Genomic DNA, 17,700 nt, shown 5'->3' with positions numbered 1-17,700 from the left:
AGACCCAGTGCGGTACGACGACCTCCGCATCGCTGCGGCCGCTAGCCGCTTGCCGGAGAAGGTGACCCTTGCAGAGGCCGAGCGCGACGGCATGTGCGACGCCGGGACCCTCTGGCGTACCGACGTGGCGTCCGTCTGCATCTCGGCGGGGGAGTCGGCGCCGGAGATGGCCGCTGAGGCGGCGCGCCGCGCGGTGCGGCGCGCCGGCTGCCGGCCTGGCGAGATCGATCTCGTCCTGCATGCCAGCGTCTACTACCAGGGGCACGACCTGTGGCCCGCCGCCTCCTTCGTGCAGCACGCCGCCCTCGGCAACCGGTGCCCGGCCATTGACGTGAGCCAGATGTCGAACGGGGGGATGGCAGCCTTGGAGCTTGCCGCGGGCTATCTCTCGGCGGACGCGGGGCGCCGCCAGGCCCTGGTCACCACCGGTGACCGCTTCTGTCCGCCCGGCTACGACCGATGGCGCAGCGATCCGGGGACGATCTGCGGGGACGGCGGCACCGCGGCTGTGCTCTCCCGCGGCTCCGGGTTCGCCCGGATCCGCAGCCTCGCCACGCGGTGCGACTCCAGTCTGGAGCAGATGTCCCGTGGCGACGACCCGTTCGGGCCCGCTCCGTTCAGCCACCGCCCCCGGGTCGACCTCGATGCAGGGCGCCGGTCGTTCGTCGGCGGGGCGGGGATCGACGCGGTCCTGCGCGCCATCGACCAGGGCCAGCGCGAGGTGGTCGACCAGGTGCTGGACGAGGCCGGTGCCAAGATGGGCGACATCGACCGCTTTATCCTCCCCAGCCTGGGGCGCAGCCGGCTGAAGGCGCACTTCCTGGACCCCTTCGGCATCGACGTCGAGCGGACGACGTGGGCGCTCGGCCGGGAGATGGGGCACCTCGGCGCCGGCGACCAGGTCGCCCTGCTCGGGTTGATGGCCGACTCGGGTGCGCTCCGCCCGGGGCACCGGTGCCTCGTCGCCGGCGTCGGTCAGGGGTTCTCGTGGTCAGCGGCGGTACTGGAGATCCTTTCACCTCCGTCGGACCGCGCAGGCTGACCCGCGCCGGGCGCCTCCATTTCGCCTCCAGCGCGCTTCAAGCCGCTCCGGCGAGGATCGGTGGCGCGAAGCCGCCGAGGAAGTCCTACGGGAGAGTGCCATGAGCGTGATCGTTGTCGGGGCGGGCCCGACCGGGCTGATGCTTGCCGGCGACCTCGCCGCGAGCGGAGTGCCCGTCACCGTGCTGGAGAAGCGCGCCCTCGAATCCAATCTGACACGCGCCTTCGGGGTGCACGCCCGCACGCTCGAGATCCTGGACATGCGCGGATGCGCCGATGCGCTGGTGCCGCAGGGTTATCCGGTGGGGATGTTCCGGCCGCACATGGGCCGCGGTCAGCTCAGCCTGAGCTTCCGCCACCCGGAGAGCCGGTTCCCGTTCGTTCTGATCGTTCCGCAGGCGCGGACCGAGTCGCTGCTGCGCAGCCGCGCCGAGGAGCTGGGCGCCGAGATCCGGACCGGAGCGGAGGTGCGCGGTATCCGCCAAGACAGCGAGGGCGTCTCCGTCGACGTGAGCGGAGGTCCGGAGCTCCGCGCCGATTACGCAGTCGGCTGCGACGGCGCGCACAGCCGGGTCCGCTCCCTCCTCGACGTGGGCTTCAGCGGCCGCACCTATGCGACCACGCTCCTGCTGGCCGATATCCGGACGAGCGCCCGAATGCAGACGGGCATCAACGGACTGATGGGGCGGGACGGCGCGATCCTGTTCCCCTCCTTCGGAGACGGCTGGTATCGCGCAGTGATCTGGGACCGGGCCCACCAGAACGTGCCGCAGGAAGCGCCGCTGGGCGTGGACGACGTCTATGAATCGATCCGGCGCATCAGCGGAACCGATATCGATATCCAGGACATGCGCTGGTCCACGCGGTTTGTGACCGAGCGCCGCCAGGCCGAGCGCTACCGGGTAGGCCGGATCTTCCTCGCCGGGGACGCCGCCCACGTGAACTCGCCGATGGGGTCGCTCGGTATGAACACCGGCATCCAGGACGCGGCCAATCTGGCGTGGAAGCTCACGGCGGTGCACCGGGGCTGGGCCCCCGAGTGGCTGCTCGACTCCTACCAGCGCGAACGCCACCCTGTCGGGCGAACCGCGCTGAGGATCAGCGACCTGCTGCTGAAGTCCGCCGTGGCCCCGCCGGCTGTCCATCTCATCCGGCCCTTCGCGGCCCGCGGCGTGCTCGCGGTCCCGGCCATCACCCGGTTCCTGCGGCGGACGATCGCGGGGATGAACATCTCCTATCCGCAGCCTCCCGGTGCGGCCCGCAGCGCTCCCGGAGGAGAGCGCGTGGACGACCGCGAGCTGATGGTCGACGGCCGGCGGGTGCACCTGTACCGCCTGATCGAGCCCGGGCGCCTCCTTCTTGTGGACTTCTCCGAGGAGGGCGCGGCGGCCGAAGCCGTCGCCGACCGGGCGGACCGGGTCAGCGCGGTGCACGCGCCGGGGCAGGCACCCGAGCGCCGGTCGGCGGTCATGCTCCTCCGGCCGGACGGCTATCTGGCCTGGCGCCACCGCGCCCCCGGCCCGGACGAGGTCCGTGCCGCGGTCGCCCTCTGGTGCGGCGGCCCGAACTCCCCCCAGAGGACGACCCCTGACCGGGAAGTTCCGTCGCAATCCCACCACGACTGATGAGGAGACTCGTATGCAAGGGCCACGATCCGGCGGCAGCGGCGGCATGGATGCCGCCGGCCCCCTCAAGCAGTTGATTTTCGGCTTCATGCCGTCGCGGCTCATTCACACGGCCGCGTGGCTGGGCCTCCCGGACCAGGTGGCGGACGGTGCACGGACGACCGCCGAGCTGGCCGGCGCAGTGGGTGCCGATCCGGCCGCCCTGCGACGGCTGCTGCAGGCGCTCACCTGCTTCGGAGTGCTCATCGAGACGGAGCCGGACACCTTTGCGCTGGGTCCGATGGGCGGTCCGCTCCGCTCGGATGCGCCGGACTCGCTGCGCTCACTCGCCATGCATATCGGGGGAGAGGCGCTCTGGCAGAGCTGGGGCGGCATCGAGGAGAGCGTACGGACCGGCGGCGGCGCCTTCGAGCGGCAGTACGGGACGGACTACTTCAGCTACCTCGACCGGAACCCCCGGCCCGCCGAGATCTTCAACGCGGCGATGGGCGCCCTCACGGGCGACGTCACCAAGCGGATTGTCGCCGAGTACGACTTCTCCCGGTTCCGCAGCGTGGTCGACGTCGGAGGGGGCAGCGGGACGCTGATCGCCGCCATCCTGTCCGCCGAGCCCGCGCTGCGCGGCACGCTCTTCGACACGGAGCAGGGGGCCGGGAGGGCCGCGCCGACCCTCGCCGACGCCGGCGTCGCCGACCGCTGCACCGTTCGGACGGGTGACTTCTTCACCTCGGTCCCCGAGGACGGCGACTTGTACGTGCTCAAGAGCGTCCTCCACGACTGGGACGACGAGCGCAGCGTCCGGATTCTGAAGACCTGCGCCCAGGCCATGGGGCCCGGCGACACGATTCTCGTGGTCGAGCCGTCGCAGTCGGCCGAGGGGGACTCGGGGTACGACGCCAACGCGGTCCTGAGCGACCTGAACATGATGGTGCTCACCGGGGGCCGCGAGCGCTCCCCCGAGGACATCGGGGAGCTGTTCCGTACGGCGGGCCTCGAACTGACCGGAGTCACCTCCGTCAGCGCGGGTACGCGGCACAGCATCGCTGAGGGTGCCGTGCGGGCGTGAGCCGGATGGCCGCCCCGGCATGTCTGCGGGGGGCCACCCGGCCCGCGGATCGGCAGAGCGCGACGAAGGGGCGAGGCGGTGTCGGAGGCGGTTCGCGTCGCAGACGCGGTGAAGGCGTATGGAGACTCACGGGGGCTGGCGGGTCTGGACCTGAACGTCCGCTCGGGAGAGGTGCACGGCCTGGTGGGTGCCGAGGGGGCCGGCAAGACTTCGGTGTTCCGCCTCCTGCTGGGGCTGACCCGGCAGGACTCGGGCGCAGTCGAGGTCCTGGGGGCCGATCCCTGGCGGGACCGGGTCCGGCTGCACAGGCGCCTGGCGTATGCGCCGCACATCGTCCGGCTCTGGCCCAACCTGTCCGGCGGGGAGGCCATCGACCTGCTCCTGCGGCTCCGGGGCGCGGTACCGCACACCGGACGGCGCGACGAGCTGATCGGACGCTTCGGCCTCGACCCCCGGCGCAAAGCGCGCACCTACTCCGCGGCCGAACAGCAGAAGGCCACCACGATCGCGGCGCTGGCAGCCGACCCGGAGCTGCTGCTGCTGGACGGCGCCGGTGCCGCGATGGACGGAGCGGCCCGAGCCGTCCTCCGGACGTGCCTCCGCGAGCGGCGGGAGCAGGGGCGGACGGTCCTCCTCTCCTCATCGGCCGTCGCGGATCTCGGCGGTGTGTGCGACCGCGTCAGCGTGCTCCGGGCGGGCCGGACCGTCGAGGTCGGGGCACCCGCGGAGCTGCGCTCGGCAGCCCCTGAGTACCTCCTGGCCGCCGAAGGCGCGGCCCCCGGCCCGGGGAAGGACCCGGCGCTGTGAGCCCCGGGCGCGGCGGCCCGGCGGCACCGGGCGAGCGCAGCCGCCGGCTCGCCGGAACCGGGGGCCTGCTGCGGCTGGGGCTGCGACGGGAGCGCCTCGCGCTCCCCGCGTGGCTGCTCGCCAACGCGGCGCTGCTCGGCGGTACCGCGGCGGTCTACGGCCACATCTATTCCGGCGCCGACGTCCGCTCGGCAGCGGTGGCCCGCTCGGAGTCCGCGGCCCTGCGGGGCCTCAACGGCGCACCGGCCGCCGACAGCGCGGGTTCCCTGGCCTTCACCGACACCTTCACCCTCGCGACGGCGCTCGCCTCCCTTATGGCGGTGAGCATGGTCCTGCGGCAGACACGCCAGAACGACGCGGCCGGCCGCGCCGAACTCGTCGCCTCAACGGCGGTGGGCCGGCACGCTCCGCTGCTCGCTGCGCTCCTCCTCGGCGCGGCGTCCTGTGCCGTGCTCGTGCCGGTTCTCGCATTCGCCCTCGCGATCACCGGTCTGCCCCTCTCCGGATCCTTCGCCGCCGGCGGTGCGATCGCCTCCGTCGGCCTGGTCTTCGCCGCGGTGGCCACCATGACGGCGCAGCTTTGGCCCTCCACCTCCGCGTCCACGTGGGATGCGGTGCTGGTGATGACACTGGTCGCCCTTCCCCGGGCAGTCGGCGACGCGGCGTCGGAGCCGGCGCCCGGCGGGGTCGGTGTGGAGCGCGGCTGGATCTCGTGGATCTCGCCGGCGACGTGGGCGCAAGAGGTCCGCCCGTTCCACGGCGACAACTGGCCGCTGCTGATCCCGGTCGCCGCTCTGGCCCTGCCCATTGCGCTGCAGGGGTTCCGCTTGAGCCGCAAGCGCGACCCGGGTACCAGTGTCTTCACCACGGACACCGGCTCCCCCGCCGCCGCTCCCGCCCTGCGCGGCACTGTCAGCCTGTTCTGGCGGCTGCGTCGCGCGGCCCTCACCGCCTGGGTCGCGGGGGCCTTCCTGGGAGCGTTGTGCCTGGGGCTCCTCGGAGTCGCGGGCCTTTCCGGCCCCTGGGGCGAGGCGGCGGCCTTCTCCCGGTTCGCGCGAGGGCTCGGACTGGCGGCTGACGAGGCGTTCGCGCTGCTGGTGGGAGAGCTCGTCGCGGTGGCCGCGATGGGTTCCGCCGCCCACGTCCTCCTGGCTGCGCGGGGCGAGGAGCCGAGCGGCAGGCTCGCGCTCCTCCTCGGAGCCGCACCCGCACGCCCCCGATGGTTCGCGGCCCATGCGGCGCTCGCCCTGGTGGGGCCGGCGGTCGTGGTCGCCGGCGGCGCGGGAGCGGGGCTGGGGACCGGCCTGCGTGCCGGGGACCTGGGTGGTGGACTTGCTCAGGCGATGGCCGCCGCTGCCACCCAGGTCCCGGCGGTTCTGCTGTTCACCGGCGTCCTCCTCGCGATGCTGGGCGCGGCACCGCGGATGCTCCGCCCGCTGCCCTGGGCCGCAGCGGGTGCGGTACTCCTCCTCGCCTTCGGGCTGGCTGGCCGCCTCCTGGGGCTGCCGGCCGAGACCGGCCTCCCGGTGCCGATCGCGGGCGGTCCCGATCCCGTGTTCCTCGCCGGGTTGCTCGCCGCGGGCCCCGTCCTCGCCTGGATCGGCGGTGCGGTCTTTGCCCGGCGCACCATCGGCGGCTGACGCGCCGACGCATTCCGCCTCGCCGCCTCAGCCGCCGTCAGCGCGCGGAGGGCCGGCGGCGCTCCGGGGCCGGAGCGCCGCCGGCCGCGCTTCATCCGGCCGCGGCCTCACGGTGGATGCCGTGCACCGGATGGGTGTAGTCCGGTACGAAGTCCTCGAACACCCCCCACTCGTGGTTGCTCCGGAGCCGCTGCCCCACCGGGTTCTCCGGGTTCCAGAAGTCGCCGTTCATCAGGCGGAGCACGCTCGCGAGACTGGCCTCCCCGCTCGCGCACTGGTCCCAGAGGTACTCGTAGACGCTGTAGTTGTGGGAGTAGAAGGCGCGGATCAAGCGGTGGTAGGTGTCCATCCCGGTCATGGCGAACCGCTCGTAGAGGTCGGCCCGCCCCTGGGCGACCGACGGATCCGCCAGGGAGGCGCCGATCGCCTCGGCAGCCCGGGTACCGGTCACCAGCGCGAGGAACACCCCCGCGGAGAAGATCGGGTCGGTGAAGCAGCCGGCGTCCCCGACCACGTAGTAGCCGGGGCCCGCCAGCCGTGCGGAGTAGTGGCTGTAATCCGTCTCGCCGCTGAGGTCGGCTGCCACCGTGGCGTTGGCGACACGCCGGTGGATGCGCGGGAGGCGTGCGACGAACTCCTCGTAGATCTCCTCGGCCCGCCCCGCGCGCATGACGTCGACCGGGACGACGGTTCCGACGCTGAGCTTGTCCTCGCGGATCGGGATGGCCCACACCCAGCCGTCCGCGTGGTTGCCGAGCACGATGTCGCCCTTTGCGCCCGGATTGTGCAGCTCGTTGATGTCGGCGAAGTGCTTGAACACGGCCATCATGCGGATGCTGTTGTCGGTCTTCCGCAGGCCGAGCGCGCGCGCCAGGACGCCGGCGCGTCCGCTGGCATCGACGACGTAGGGGGCCGAGACGGAGTACTCCTGCTCTCCGTCGGTGTAGCGGACCCCCGTGACACGGCCGTCCGACTGCAGCGGGGCGAGCACGCGCACCCCCTGGGCCACCTCGGCGCCGGCCTCGGCCGCCGAGTCGAGCAGGATGCGGTCGAAGTCGGAGCGCTCCACCTGGAACGTCCAGTTCCGGTAGCCCTCGCCGATCTCGGCGAAGTCAACGCGGTAGGAGTCTCCTGACGTGTCCGTCAGCTCGACACCGCGCTTCGTGACAAAGCCCGAGCTCTGCACCTTGCCCAGGATGCCGAGCTTCGCCAGCGCGTCGGCCGTATAGGTGAGCAGCGACTCGCCGACATGGAACCGGGGGAACTGCTCGCGTTCCAGGAGCAGGACAGACCGGCCTGCCAGGGCGAGCGTGCGTGCGCAGGCCGATCCTCCGGGCCCCCCGCCGATGACGACGGCGTCGTACTCGCTCCGTGTGTGGGGTGTCGCAGCCATGGACACTCCTTCCGTTGTTCGGTTGGATCTGGCGCCGGCATCGGCGCCGGCTATGCGGGGGCGCGCAGCACCAGGGCCGCATTGAACCCCCCGTGCCCGCGTGCCGCGACCAGTGCGGTCCGGACGTCGGCAGGGCGCGCTGCCTCGGTCACGAGGTCCATTTCGTATTCGGCTGCGGGCTCGGCCACGTTGGCCGTGGGCGGGATCAGTCCGTCCCGCAGTGTCAGCGCGGCGAACGCGGCGTCCAGGGCGGCGCCGCCGGCGAACAGGCGTCCCGTCATGCTCTTGGGTGCCGTTACCGGAACCCCGGAGGGGCCGAAGACCGAGCGCAGGGCATCGGCCTCCGCGCGATCGCCGGAGCGTTCGCCCGCCGCGTCCGCAAAGACGACGTCGATGTCCCCCGGGAGCAGCCCCGCGTCGGCGATCGCCGCCCTCATCGCCCGTTCCAGGAGCGCCGGCTTGCCAGACCAGGGCGGAGGGTCGAGCGTCGCGCCGTAGCCCGCCACCCGGCACAGCGCAGGGGCGTTCCGGCGCCGCGCGTGCTCGGCCTCCTCCATGACGAGGATCGCGCCTCCCTCACCAGGGACGAATCCACCGGCCGCGGGGGAGAACGGCAGAAAGGCGCGGGCCGGATCGCTCTCTTCTGCGACGAGCCCGGTGGCGAGGTAGTGCGCCCAGCCAAGGGGGCACAGACCGCCGTCCACACCGCCCGTGAGCATGACCGGCGTGCCCCTTCGGATGAACCGCCGCGCCTGGGCGAGAACGTCGACCCCGCCGGCCTGCTCGCTGATCAGCACCCCACCCGGCCCCCGCAGCCCGTGGCGGATGGAGATCTGGCCGTTGTTGACGGCGTAGAACCAGGCGAACGACTGGTACGCGCTCACATGGCTCTTCCCCTTCGACCAGAGGTTCTGCAGTTCGCGCTGGCCGAACTCGACCGCTCCGGCGGAGGCCGCGGTCGCCACGCCCACCGCGAATTCATCGAGCTCTCCGGGAACGATGCCGGCGTCGCGGAGGGCCTCTTCCGCGGCGGTCAGCGAGAGCCGGGTCTGGTGGTCGGTCTGCGGCAGCAGCCGGCTCGGGATGTGCTCTTCAGCGACGAAGCCGCCGACCTCTCCCGCCACCGTCCCCGGGTACTGCGACGGATCGAAGCGGGAGATCCGCGCGAGCCCGCTGCGGCCGGCGAGCGTCGCACGCCAGCACTCCTCGGTGCCCAGCCCGTTGGGGGACGCGATGCCGATACCGGTGACGACAGCCGAGACCTGGCCGAGGCCGGAGCGGCGGTGTTCCGGGGCCGTCTGGGCGGCAGTCACGATGCGCTCCTCCGATCAGGCTTGGACAGCACCAGAGCGGTCTGGAAACCGCCGAAACCGCTGCCCACCGTCAGTACGTGGTCGAGGGGGACCTCGCGCGCGGTCAGCGGCACGTAGTCCAGGTCCAGCTCCGGGTCGGGATCGTGCAGGTTCGCCGTCGGCGGCACGACTCCGTGCTCCATGGCCAGTGCGCACGCGACGGTCTCCAGGGAGCCGATGGCGCCCAGCGAGTGGCCGATCATCGACTTGATCGAGCTCACCGGGACCCGGTAGGCGTGGTCGCCCAGGCTGCGTTTGAGCGAAGCGGTCTCGTGCCGGTCGTTCTGCTTTGTCGCTGATCCGTGTGCGTTGACATAGCCGATCTCCTCCGGCGCGAGTCCCGCCTCGGCCAGGGCTGCGTCGATGGCGTAGGACATCTCGATCCCGTCCGGCTGCAGACCGGTCATGTGGTAGGCGTTGCACCGCGAGGCGAATCCCGCAATCTCCGCGTAGATGTGCGCGCCGCGGCGGCGCGCGTGCTCCAATTCCTCCAGCACGAGCACGGCGGCCCCCTCACCCAACACGAGGCCGCGCCGGCTCCGGTCGAACGGGCGGCAGGCCCTCTCTGGCGGGTCGTCGTCGGGTGTCGTTCCGCGGATGGCGTCGAAGCACGCGGAGGTGATGGGGGAGAGGGGCGCTTCGGTGGCTCCGGCGATGACGGTGTCCACCGTCCCGTCGCGAATCAGCTCCGCGGCGTGCCCCAGGGCGTCGAGTCCGGACGTGCAGCCGGTGGACACCACCGCGGCCGGGCCCTCTGCCCCGGCGGTCCACGCCACCTCGGCCGCCATCGTGTTCGGCACGAAGTTCCGGTAGAGCTCGGGGACGGCGTACTCGTGGTCGACGTTGGCCTTGCGGCCGCCGTCGCTGAGGACCACGTACTCGCGTTCCAGGGTGGTGGTGCACCCGACCGCGCTGCCGAGGGAGGTCCCGATCCGGTCCGGCGGCACTCCGGCGTCGCCAAGTCCGCTGTCGGCCAGAGCCTCGCGGGCCGCCACGACGGCGAACTGGCCGGCCCGGTCGAGTCTGCGGATCTGCTGCGGGCCGAGGCCGGCGGCAGCGGCGTCGAAGTCGACTTCGGCGGCCACTTTGGAGCGAAAGGGCGCGGGATCATACAAGGTGATGCGCCGGGTCATCGAGCGCCCGGACGTGAGTAGGTCCCAATACTCCTTGATGGTGCCCCCGCCGGGAGCCACGGCTCCGATTCCTGTCACGGCTACCCTGCGCATTCCGGTACCCCATTCTGAAGAATCGCTCCAGAGAGAGAGTGGAGACACCGCCTCGAAACTCGCTCGGGCGCCCGTGGAGCGGGCTCGATGGAGCCCCGAGTGAACTTCTAGGACGCCCGGCGATGCTCGGTTCCGGTCAGAGAGCGGCACCGGGAGTCGATCGTGGAGGGCCCATGGAACATGTCGTCGTTGTGGGAGCAGGCCCCACCGGCATGATGCTGGCCGGTGAACTCGGCCTCGCCGGTGCGCCGGTGGTCCTTCTCGAACGCCGCACGGCCCCGTCGGGTGAATCCCGCGGCCTCGGTTTCGGTCCGCGCACGATGGAGTTGTTCGCGCAGCGCGGGCTTCTGGAGGAATTCGGGGAGATCGCTACCAGCTCGGCCGGACACTTCGGCGGTGTCCCGCTGGACTTCTCGGTGCTCGAAGGGGCGCATTTCAGTGTCCAGGGCGTTCCGCAATGGCGGACCGAGGAAGTCCTGCGCGGCTGGCTCGGCCGGCTCGGCGTGGAAATACGCCGCGGCGCCACGGTCGTCGGCCTCGACCAGGGCTCCCGAGGTGTGGACGTGCACATCGAGGGAGAGGCGGGACCGGCGACGCTGCGCGCCTCGTACGTGGTCGGGTGCGATGGCGGGAGAAGCGCGGTGCGCTCGGCCGCCGGCTTCACGTTCGCGGGCACGGAGCCAACGCTCGAAATGTACCTCGCCGACATTGAGAACACCGAGGTCCGCCCCCGCCCGATCGGTGAGCACGTCGCCGGTGGGATGGCAATGGCAGGGCCGGTCGGCGACGGAATCCACCGGATTATCGCCTGCGAGCACGGCAACGAGCCCAAGGAGCGGGCCGAGCCGCCCGCATTCGCCGAAGTAGCGGCCGCGTGGCAGCGCTTGACCGGCGAAGACGTGGGGGGCGCCACCCCGCGCTGGGTCAGCAGCTTCACCGACGCGGCGCGCCAGGCGACCGAGTACCGCAGGGGCCGCGTCCTTCTGGCCGGCGACGCTGCGCACATCTGCCTCCCCGCCGGAGGACAGGGCATGAACACCGGGGTCCAGGACGCGGCGAACCTCGGCTGGAAACTCGCGGCCGTCGCGTCCGGGCGCGCCTCGGAGGAGCTGCTCGATACCTACGAGACCGAGCGGCATCCGGTCGGGGAGCGGCTCCTCCGCAACACCCGCGCCCAGGGCATGCTCACCCTCGGCGGGGAGGCGGCCCGCCCGATGCGGGAGGTCCTGGCAGAGCTGATCGCCCGCGAGGACGTGGCCCGGCATCTGGCGGGCATGGTGGGGGGCCTCGACATCCGCTACGACGTCGGCCCCGGCGACCACCCGCTGCTCGGATGCCGCCTTCCGCACACCGGCCTCGCCGCCGGAGGGCGCGCGACGACCACCGCCCAGCTGCTGAGCCGCGGCCGGGGGGTCTTCCTCGACGTCGCGGGCGTTCCGGACCAGCGTGCAGCCGCATCCCGGTGGCGTGACCGCGTCGACGTGGTCGAAGCAGACGCGCCACGGGACACCGCCGTGCACGGCGCGCAGGCGCTACTGGTCCGGCCGGACGGGCACATTGCCTGGACCGCGGCGGGATCCGGAGACCCCGACCCCACCGCGGCGCTCGCCCGCTGGTTCGGTCCGCCGCACGAATGAGCTGCCAGATTCCGCAGATCTCCGAAGGGATGACGCCACGCTATGCACAGCACACTGATCATCGCCCGCAAATCCGGCCCCTATGAGGAAGAGATCCGTTCGCTCTTCTCAGCGTTCGACAAGACGGACATGCCCGAGCGAATGGGCACGCTGCGGCGCCAGCTCTTCACGTTCAACGACCTCTACCTGCACCTGCAGGACTTCGAGTCCGAAGGGTCCGTCGCGATCGACAACGCGCGCTCACACCCCCTCTTCCAGCAGATCAGCGCCGATATGCGGCCCTACGTCAACGCCTACGACCCGGCGACATGGCGCTCGCCGGCAGACGCCATAGCCCAGCGCTTCTATTTCTGGGAGCAGGGCCGCTGAACGGCCGCCGCTGAACATCCGGCGCTTGCGGGGACAAGCCCCCCGCGCAGCCACGCAGAAAGGAGAGGCGAGATGGCGGAATCGGTGTATTTGTCGCTGGAGGAGCTGAAGGCGGTGCTGAAGGCAGCCGCGGGGGAAGCGGAGGGGGTTGATCTGAGCGGAGACATCACCGAAGTCTCCTTCGCCGACCTCGGCTACGACTCACTGGCAATCCTGGAGACGGGCAGCCGTATCGAGAAGAGGTTCCATATCGACCTGGAAGAAGACGACCTCGTGGCCGCGGAGACGCCGGGCGAGCTGCTGAAGCTCGTGAACGCGCGCCTGGGCTGAGCGACCGGGATTGGGGGCGTAATGCCTGAGGACAGAATGCGCGCCGCTCTCGTCACTGGCGCCACGAGCGGGATCGGACACGCGGTCGCGGGCCTGCTGGCTGAGCAGGGTAAGAGCGTGTTCATCTGCGCTCGCAGCGCTGACCAGGTCGAGGCCGCCGTCGGGCAGTTCCGGGACAAGGGCCTCGAAGTGCAGGGGACGGCGTGCGACGTGCGGGACGCCGAGCAGGTCCGTGCGCTGGTCCGGGCAGCGGCGGACCAGTACGGGCCGATCGGCGTCCTCGTCAACAACGCCGGGCGCAGCGGCGGGGGAATCACCGCGGACATCCCCGACGACCTGTGGCTTGACGTCATCGAGACGAACCTGAACAGCGTGTTCCGGATGACCCGGGAGGTCCTCCAAACGGGCGGGATGCGCACACTCCCGCGCGGCAGGATCATCAGCATCGCCTCGACCGCGGGGAAGCAGGGCGTGGTCTACGGAGCCCCCTACTCGGCCTCCAAACACGGGGTGGTGGGCTTCACCAAGGCGCTCGGGAACGAGCTTGCCGCGTCCGGAATCACGGTGAACGCCGTCTGTCCCGGATATGTCGAGACGCCGATGGCGGAGCAGGTCCGGCAGCGCCACAGCGCGCACGAAGGGGTCTCCGAGGACGACATCCTCCGGCGCTTCCAGGCAAAGATCCCACTGCGCCGCTACTCCACACCGGAGGAGGTCGCGGGAATGGTCGGCTACCTGGCGACCGATCTCGCCGACTCCGTCACGTCGCAGGCCATCAATGTCTGCGGCGGACTCGGAAACTTCTGACCGAGGGACCATCGTGGCGTACGGAGAGTGATCATGCCGGAACAGCAGGGTGTCCAGGAGATCGAGCACGCGGCGGAGGTCGGCGCTCCGGCCGAGACCGTCTACCGGATCGCCGCCGAAGTCGAGCGCTGGCCGCAGATCTTCCCGCCCACCGTCCACGCGGAGTACGCAGAGCGGCGCCCCGGGGAAGGGGAAGAGGTGATCCGCCTGTGGGCGCTCGCCCACGGGGCGCCGAGGACCTGGACGTCGCGCCGCCGGCTGGACCCGGATGCGCTCCGCGTCGAGTTCCGCCAGGAGGTGCCCGCGCATCCGGTGGCGGCCATGGGCGGCGCGTGGGTGGTGGAGCCCTTGTCCGAGCAGACGTCCCGCGTCCGCCTGCTGCACGACTACCGGGCCGTCGGCGACGACCCCGAGAGCCTCCGGCTGATCGAGTCCGCCGTCGACGCCAACAGCCGCGCCGAACTGGCGGCGATGGCGGCCGCCGCTGAGGCGGGAGCAGAGGCGGACGCTGCGCTGCTGGTCTTTGAGGACCGCGTGGCCGCCGACGGCCCCGCCGAACGGGTCTACGCCTTCCTCAACGAGGCCGACCGGTGGACCGAGCGCCTGCCCCATGTGGCCCGGCTCAGCCTGACCGAGGACGTGCCCGGCCTGCAGACCCTGGAGATGGACACGCGGGACGGCGGGGGCTCGGTGCACACCACGGAGTCCGTCCGCGTCTGCTTTCCGCACCACCGCATCGTCTACAAGCAGTTGCGCACGCCTCCGCTCATCACGCTGCACACCGGGGTCTGGAGCGTGGCGGAGGAAGCGGGCCGAACGACCATCTGCTCGCAGCACACCGTGCGCATCGATGAGAAGAAGATCCCGGCTGTGCTCGGGCCGGCGGCGGGCCTCGCCGAAGCCAAGCAGGCGGTGCGCTCGGCGATCGGCGGAAACAGCGCGGCCACGATGCGGCTGGCGAAGAGCTTCGCCGAATCGGGCGGGAAGGGCTGAGGCGGTGTGGCCGCGCTAGCGATCGGCCGATGCGGCGCAGTCCCGGAGACTGCCGTCGATGCCGTGGTGGTGGGCGCCGGCCCGGTAGGCCTGCTGGCGGCGGGCGAGCTGCGGCTCGGCGGCGTGCAGGCGGTCGTGCTTGACCGCCTCCCCGCGCCGCACCGGGAGTCGCGCGCGGCCCAGCTCGGCCCCCGGTCGGTTGAACTTCTGCTGCAGCGCGGGATGGCACGGGAGCTGGGCACGCCGCCACGCAGGGACCGGGGCCATTTCGGTGGAGCGCCACTGGAGATGGGGCTGGCCGGCGGGCCTATCGCGGCCAACTGGATGGTGCCCCAGTTCCGGACGGAGGAGATCCTGCGCGCGTGGCTTTCCCGGCTGGGCGTACCGGTCTACCGGGGGCACGAGGTGGTCGGCCTCTGCGATGACGGGGAGGAGGTGGTCCTGGAGATCGCCGCCCCGCACGCCGCTCCGGGGCGTGTACGCCGGCTGCGGACCCGCTACGTCCTGGGATGCGACGGCCGGGACGGGGCCGTTCGGCACCTGGGCGGAATAGACGCGCAGACCCGGCCGGCGCGCCGGGAGCTGCTCCGCGCCGACATTGTCGGGGCGGAACTCGCTGCACGGCGGTTCGATCGGCTGCCGGACGGGGTCGCGGCCGCCGGGGCCCTTCCCGGCGGCGTCACCCGCATCATGGTGCACCGGTATGGAGCCGCGCCGGCGGTGCGGACGCGCCCACCCTGTTTCGACGAGGTCGCCGCGGCATGGAAGCAGGTCACGGGTGAGGACATCGGGGCATGCCGCGCCCTCTGGACGGACTCGTTCACCGATGCCCGCCACCATGCTGCTGCCTACCGCTGCGGACGCGTGCTGATCGCAGGCGACGCCGCACGGAGCCATATGCCCGTTGCAGGCCAGTCGCTCAACACGGGCCTTCTCGACGCCGTCAACCTCGGATGGAAGCTGGCCGCGCAGATCAAGGGCTGGGCGCCGGACGGACTTCTGGACACCTACCACTCGGAGCGGCATGCGGCGGGTGCCCGGGTGCTGGCGAACGTCGAAGCCCAGACGGTGCTGCAGTTTGACGGGGAACGGGCGGAGCCGCTCCGCGGCCTGGTGGGCGAGCTGATGGCCGTTCCGGCCGCGGCCCGGCACCTCGCTGAACTGGTGGGCGGTGTGGACGTGCGGTACCCGACACGGGAGAGGGGCCCCGGCGCCGGAATCATGGGGCTGCGGATCGCGCCGGTACGCTCCGCAGCCGATCCGGAGCCGTTCCCGGCCGGGAACGGCGTGCTGGCGGTGCGCCCCGGAGTCCCGTGCCGGACCGCTCTGGCCGAGGGATGGTCTGACCGCGTCCGCACGGTGCCGGTCCGCGGGGCCCCCGATACCGACCGGCTGCCAAGCGGTGTGGGTGCGGCCCTGCTGCGGCCGGACGGACACGTCGTCTGGACCGACACCTCCGGCAGCCCGATCGAGGACGCTCTTCGGCGATGGTTCGGCGCGCCTCGCACCGATCACCGGGATCCGAAGCCAACGAAGAAAGGAGACCGGACGTGAACGACGCAATCCGGTCCGACGGACATGCGCTTTCGGCACGCCTCCGCGACGTGGTGGACAGGTCGGAGATCGATCAGCTCATCAGCCGGCACTTCCTCTCGCCGGACGACCGGCGCACCCACGACGCATGGCTCGAATCGCTCTACACCGACGACTTCGCTCTCACTGTGCCGACCGGAACCTACACGGGCAGGGAGGAGATGCGGACCGCCGTGCGGACCTCGGCACTGGTATTCGAGCGCAGCCACCACCTCGTCGCGAACAACGTGATCGAGCTCGACGGCGACACCGCCTCGGTGCGGTCCAAGATGATCGCCACCCACCTGCAGCGTGCGGACGAACCGGAGAACGCCTATACGGGCGGAGCAGAGTACGTTTTCGACGCACGGCGTACCAACTCCGGCTGGCGGCTTGCCCGAGCCGAGTACATCGGCGTGTGGACGCGGGGGCGCCCTCCGGCGCCGCCCGCCGAGCCCACGCGGCAGTGACGGCTCTGCCGCACCCGGCCGGCCTCCCGGAGGTTCACGGGGCCGCGTCCGGAACGGCCTGTTCCGGCGAGGCCACATGCTCCGGGCGCAGGCCGCGCAGCATCACCCTGGAGATCAGCGCAGAGTAGACGCGGTTCGCGGCGCGCGCACCGGCGGGTGATCCGAGGGCCGCGTCGGCCAGGCGCCGGTGCGCCGGCGGGCGGCCGTTCTCCGCGGTGCCGGGGACCACAGAGCCGAACAGCTCGCGCTGCATGAACTGCTGGACCATCTGTGTTCCGACGGAAGGCAAGTTCCGGCGGCGCTGGACCTGTGCCAGCAGTTCCGGGTTCAATGTCTTGGCCAGGCGGCGCGGATCCCGTTGCGCGCGGGCCAAGGGCTCCGCCAGCAGGTTGGCGGTGGCGACCGCGTCCTGCACGGCGAGGTTGATCCCTACCCCGCCGACCGGAGTCATCGCGTGGGCCGCGTCGCCGATGCACAGGTACCCCGGGCGGTGCCAGCGCGCAAGCCGCTCGAGGCGCACGTCGAGGAGTGCGACATCGTCCCACGCCCGGATCTCCTGGACGCGCTGGCCCAGGAACGGCAGGAGCGTCGAGAGCCGGCTCTGCAGCCCCTCCACCGGTCCCGCGCGCAGCCCGTCGAACCCGCCCTTGCCGATGACGAAGGCGATCTGCCAGTAGTCGCCGCGGTCGATCGCGAACGCCATGGCGCCGCGTTCAGCGCGGCCGTTGAGGCCCTCCACCTGCTCGTCGCCGCGCGAAACCCGCAGCCACAGCACGTCCATCGGCGAGCCCAGGCTGTGCGGGTGCAGGCCGACCTGTTCCCGCAGGGGAGAGCGCCGCCCGTCCGCGGACACCGTGAGCACGGAGCGGAGGTCGTGCACTCCGTACCCGTCGGAGAAGCGGAGTCCGCGGACCGCGGCCCCCTCGCGGATCAGCTCCGTGCTCTCCGCCGCCATGAGCAGTCGGAAGCCGGGGTAGCTCCGGGCACGACGGGCGAGCATTTCGAGAAAGTCCCACTGGGGGACCATGGCGATATAGGGGTGCTCCAACGAGAGGGCGGCCAGGTCCGCGCTGATCTCGGCGGAGTCCCGGCCCACGGTGATGCGGCGGACCTTGCGGTGCGGAATGCGCTCGACCTCCGCTCCGAGTCCGATCTGGTCGAGCACGGTGCGGGTCGAGGGGTGGAGTGTGTCGCCGCGGAAGTCGTTGAAGAAGTCGGAGTGCTTTTCGACCACGGTGACGTCCACACCAGCGCGGGCGAGGAGGAGCCCCAGCATCATCCCGGCGGGCCCGCCGCCGGAGATGGCGACGGTCGTCTCGTCGGGGTAGTCCGTGGAGGGAGGCACGGCGCGTCCTTTCGCCGGAGGGGTAGG

Annotated in this window: 16 protein-coding genes; 12 read left to right on the top strand and 4 right to left on the bottom strand. The window is 71.8% G+C overall.

Annotated features, from left to right (window positions below; all coding sequences use genetic code 11):
* Positions 1 to 7: 7 nt before the first annotated feature.
* From ACYVGT_RS12240 to ACYVGT_RS12220, 5 genes are all read left to right on the top strand, one after another.
* Positions 8 to 1,042: a ketoacyl-ACP synthase III family protein gene (locus tag ACYVGT_RS12240; RefSeq protein WP_460857306.1), complete on the top strand. Its 1,035-nt coding sequence runs from the start codon at positions 8 to 10 to the stop codon at positions 1,040 to 1,042.
* A gap of 100 nt (positions 1,043 to 1,142) precedes the next feature.
* Entirely contained in the window at positions 1,143 to 2,666 is a 1,524-nt protein-coding gene (locus ACYVGT_RS12235) for an FAD-dependent monooxygenase (RefSeq protein ID WP_460857304.1), read from the top strand.
* 13 nt (positions 2,667 to 2,679) lie between these two features.
* Positions 2,680 to 3,732, top strand: coding sequence for a methyltransferase (locus tag ACYVGT_RS12230; protein WP_460857302.1), 1,053 nt, complete (start codon positions 2,680 to 2,682; stop codon positions 3,730 to 3,732).
* Positions 3,733 to 3,810: 78 nt separating this feature from the next.
* Positions 3,811 to 4,539, top strand: a complete 729-nt coding sequence (locus ACYVGT_RS12225) for an ATP-binding cassette domain-containing protein (RefSeq protein WP_460857299.1) — start codon at positions 3,811 to 3,813, stop codon at positions 4,537 to 4,539.
* Positions 4,536 to 6,179 carry a hypothetical protein gene (locus ACYVGT_RS12220; RefSeq protein ID WP_460857297.1) on the top strand — a complete coding sequence of 548 codons (1,644 nt, stop codon included), beginning with the start codon at positions 4,536 to 4,538 and terminating at the stop codon, positions 6,177 to 6,179. Before ACYVGT_RS12225 ends, ACYVGT_RS12220 begins: the two co-directional genes overlap by 4 nt.
* A 91-nt stretch (positions 6,180 to 6,270) precedes the next feature.
* Here ACYVGT_RS12220 and ACYVGT_RS12215 read toward each other — a convergent pair whose 3' ends face one another.
* Genes ACYVGT_RS12215 through ACYVGT_RS12205 form a run of 3 tightly spaced genes read right to left on the bottom strand, consistent with a single transcriptional unit; the run spans position 6,271 to position 10,150 of the window.
* On the bottom strand, positions 6,271 to 7,572 hold the full coding sequence (locus ACYVGT_RS12215) for an NAD(P)/FAD-dependent oxidoreductase (protein WP_460857295.1): 1,302 nt from the start codon (positions 7,570 to 7,572) through the stop codon (positions 6,271 to 6,273).
* Between the two features lie 50 nt (positions 7,573 to 7,622).
* Positions 7,623 to 8,885, bottom strand: a complete 1,263-nt coding sequence (locus tag ACYVGT_RS12210) for a ketosynthase chain-length factor (RefSeq protein ID WP_460857293.1) — start codon at positions 8,883 to 8,885, stop codon at positions 7,623 to 7,625.
* A complete protein-coding gene (locus ACYVGT_RS12205) occupies positions 8,882 to 10,150 on the bottom strand; it encodes a beta-ketoacyl-[acyl-carrier-protein] synthase family protein (RefSeq protein ID WP_460857290.1) in 1,269 nt (422 codons plus the stop codon). Before ACYVGT_RS12205 ends, ACYVGT_RS12210 begins: the two co-directional genes overlap by 4 nt.
* 173 nt (positions 10,151 to 10,323) lie before the next feature.
* On the opposite strand from ACYVGT_RS12205, the gene ACYVGT_RS12200 reads away from it, so the two are divergent.
* From ACYVGT_RS12200 to ACYVGT_RS12170, 7 genes are all read left to right on the top strand, one after another.
* The gene (locus ACYVGT_RS12200) at positions 10,324 to 11,787 is read left to right on the top strand and encodes an FAD-dependent monooxygenase (protein ID WP_460857287.1); all 1,464 of its coding nucleotides are present in this window, start codon (positions 10,324 to 10,326) and stop codon (positions 11,785 to 11,787) included.
* Positions 11,788 to 11,829: 42 nt separating this feature from the next.
* On the top strand, positions 11,830 to 12,156 hold the full coding sequence (locus ACYVGT_RS12195) for a TcmI family type II polyketide cyclase (RefSeq protein ID WP_460857285.1): 327 nt from the start codon (positions 11,830 to 11,832) through the stop codon (positions 12,154 to 12,156).
* A 72-nt stretch (positions 12,157 to 12,228) separates the two neighbouring features.
* Positions 12,229 to 12,486 (top strand): acyl carrier protein, encoded by a 258-nt coding sequence (locus ACYVGT_RS12190; RefSeq protein ID WP_460857283.1) that lies wholly within the window; start codon positions 12,229 to 12,231, stop codon positions 12,484 to 12,486.
* Positions 12,487 to 12,507: 21 nt separating this feature from the next.
* The gene (gene fabG, locus ACYVGT_RS12185) at positions 12,508 to 13,293 is read left to right on the top strand and encodes a 3-oxoacyl-ACP reductase FabG (RefSeq protein WP_460857280.1); all 786 of its coding nucleotides are present in this window, start codon (positions 12,508 to 12,510) and stop codon (positions 13,291 to 13,293) included.
* Between the two features lie 33 nt (positions 13,294 to 13,326).
* Positions 13,327 to 14,286: an aromatase/cyclase gene (locus tag ACYVGT_RS12180; RefSeq protein WP_460857278.1), complete on the top strand. Its 960-nt coding sequence runs from the start codon at positions 13,327 to 13,329 to the stop codon at positions 14,284 to 14,286.
* A gap of 6 nt (positions 14,287 to 14,292) precedes the next feature.
* Positions 14,293 to 15,840, top strand: a complete 1,548-nt coding sequence (locus ACYVGT_RS12175; protein ID WP_460857276.1) for an FAD-dependent monooxygenase — start codon at positions 14,293 to 14,295, stop codon at positions 15,838 to 15,840.
* On the top strand, positions 15,837 to 16,328 hold the full coding sequence (locus ACYVGT_RS12170; protein ID WP_460857273.1) for a nuclear transport factor 2 family protein: 492 nt from the start codon (positions 15,837 to 15,839) through the stop codon (positions 16,326 to 16,328). Before ACYVGT_RS12175 ends, ACYVGT_RS12170 begins: the two co-directional genes overlap by 4 nt.
* Before the next feature lie 34 nt (positions 16,329 to 16,362).
* On the opposite strand, the gene ACYVGT_RS12165 is transcribed toward ACYVGT_RS12170, so the two are convergent.
* Positions 16,363 to 17,673: an FAD-dependent oxidoreductase gene (locus tag ACYVGT_RS12165; protein ID WP_460857271.1), complete on the bottom strand. Its 1,311-nt coding sequence runs from the start codon at positions 17,671 to 17,673 to the stop codon at positions 16,363 to 16,365.
* Between the last annotated feature and the right edge of the window lie 27 nt (positions 17,674 to 17,700).

This window comes from Nocardiopsis coralliicola, from assembly GCF_054779695.1.
This window is presented reverse-complemented; position numbering and strand designations above follow the sequence as displayed.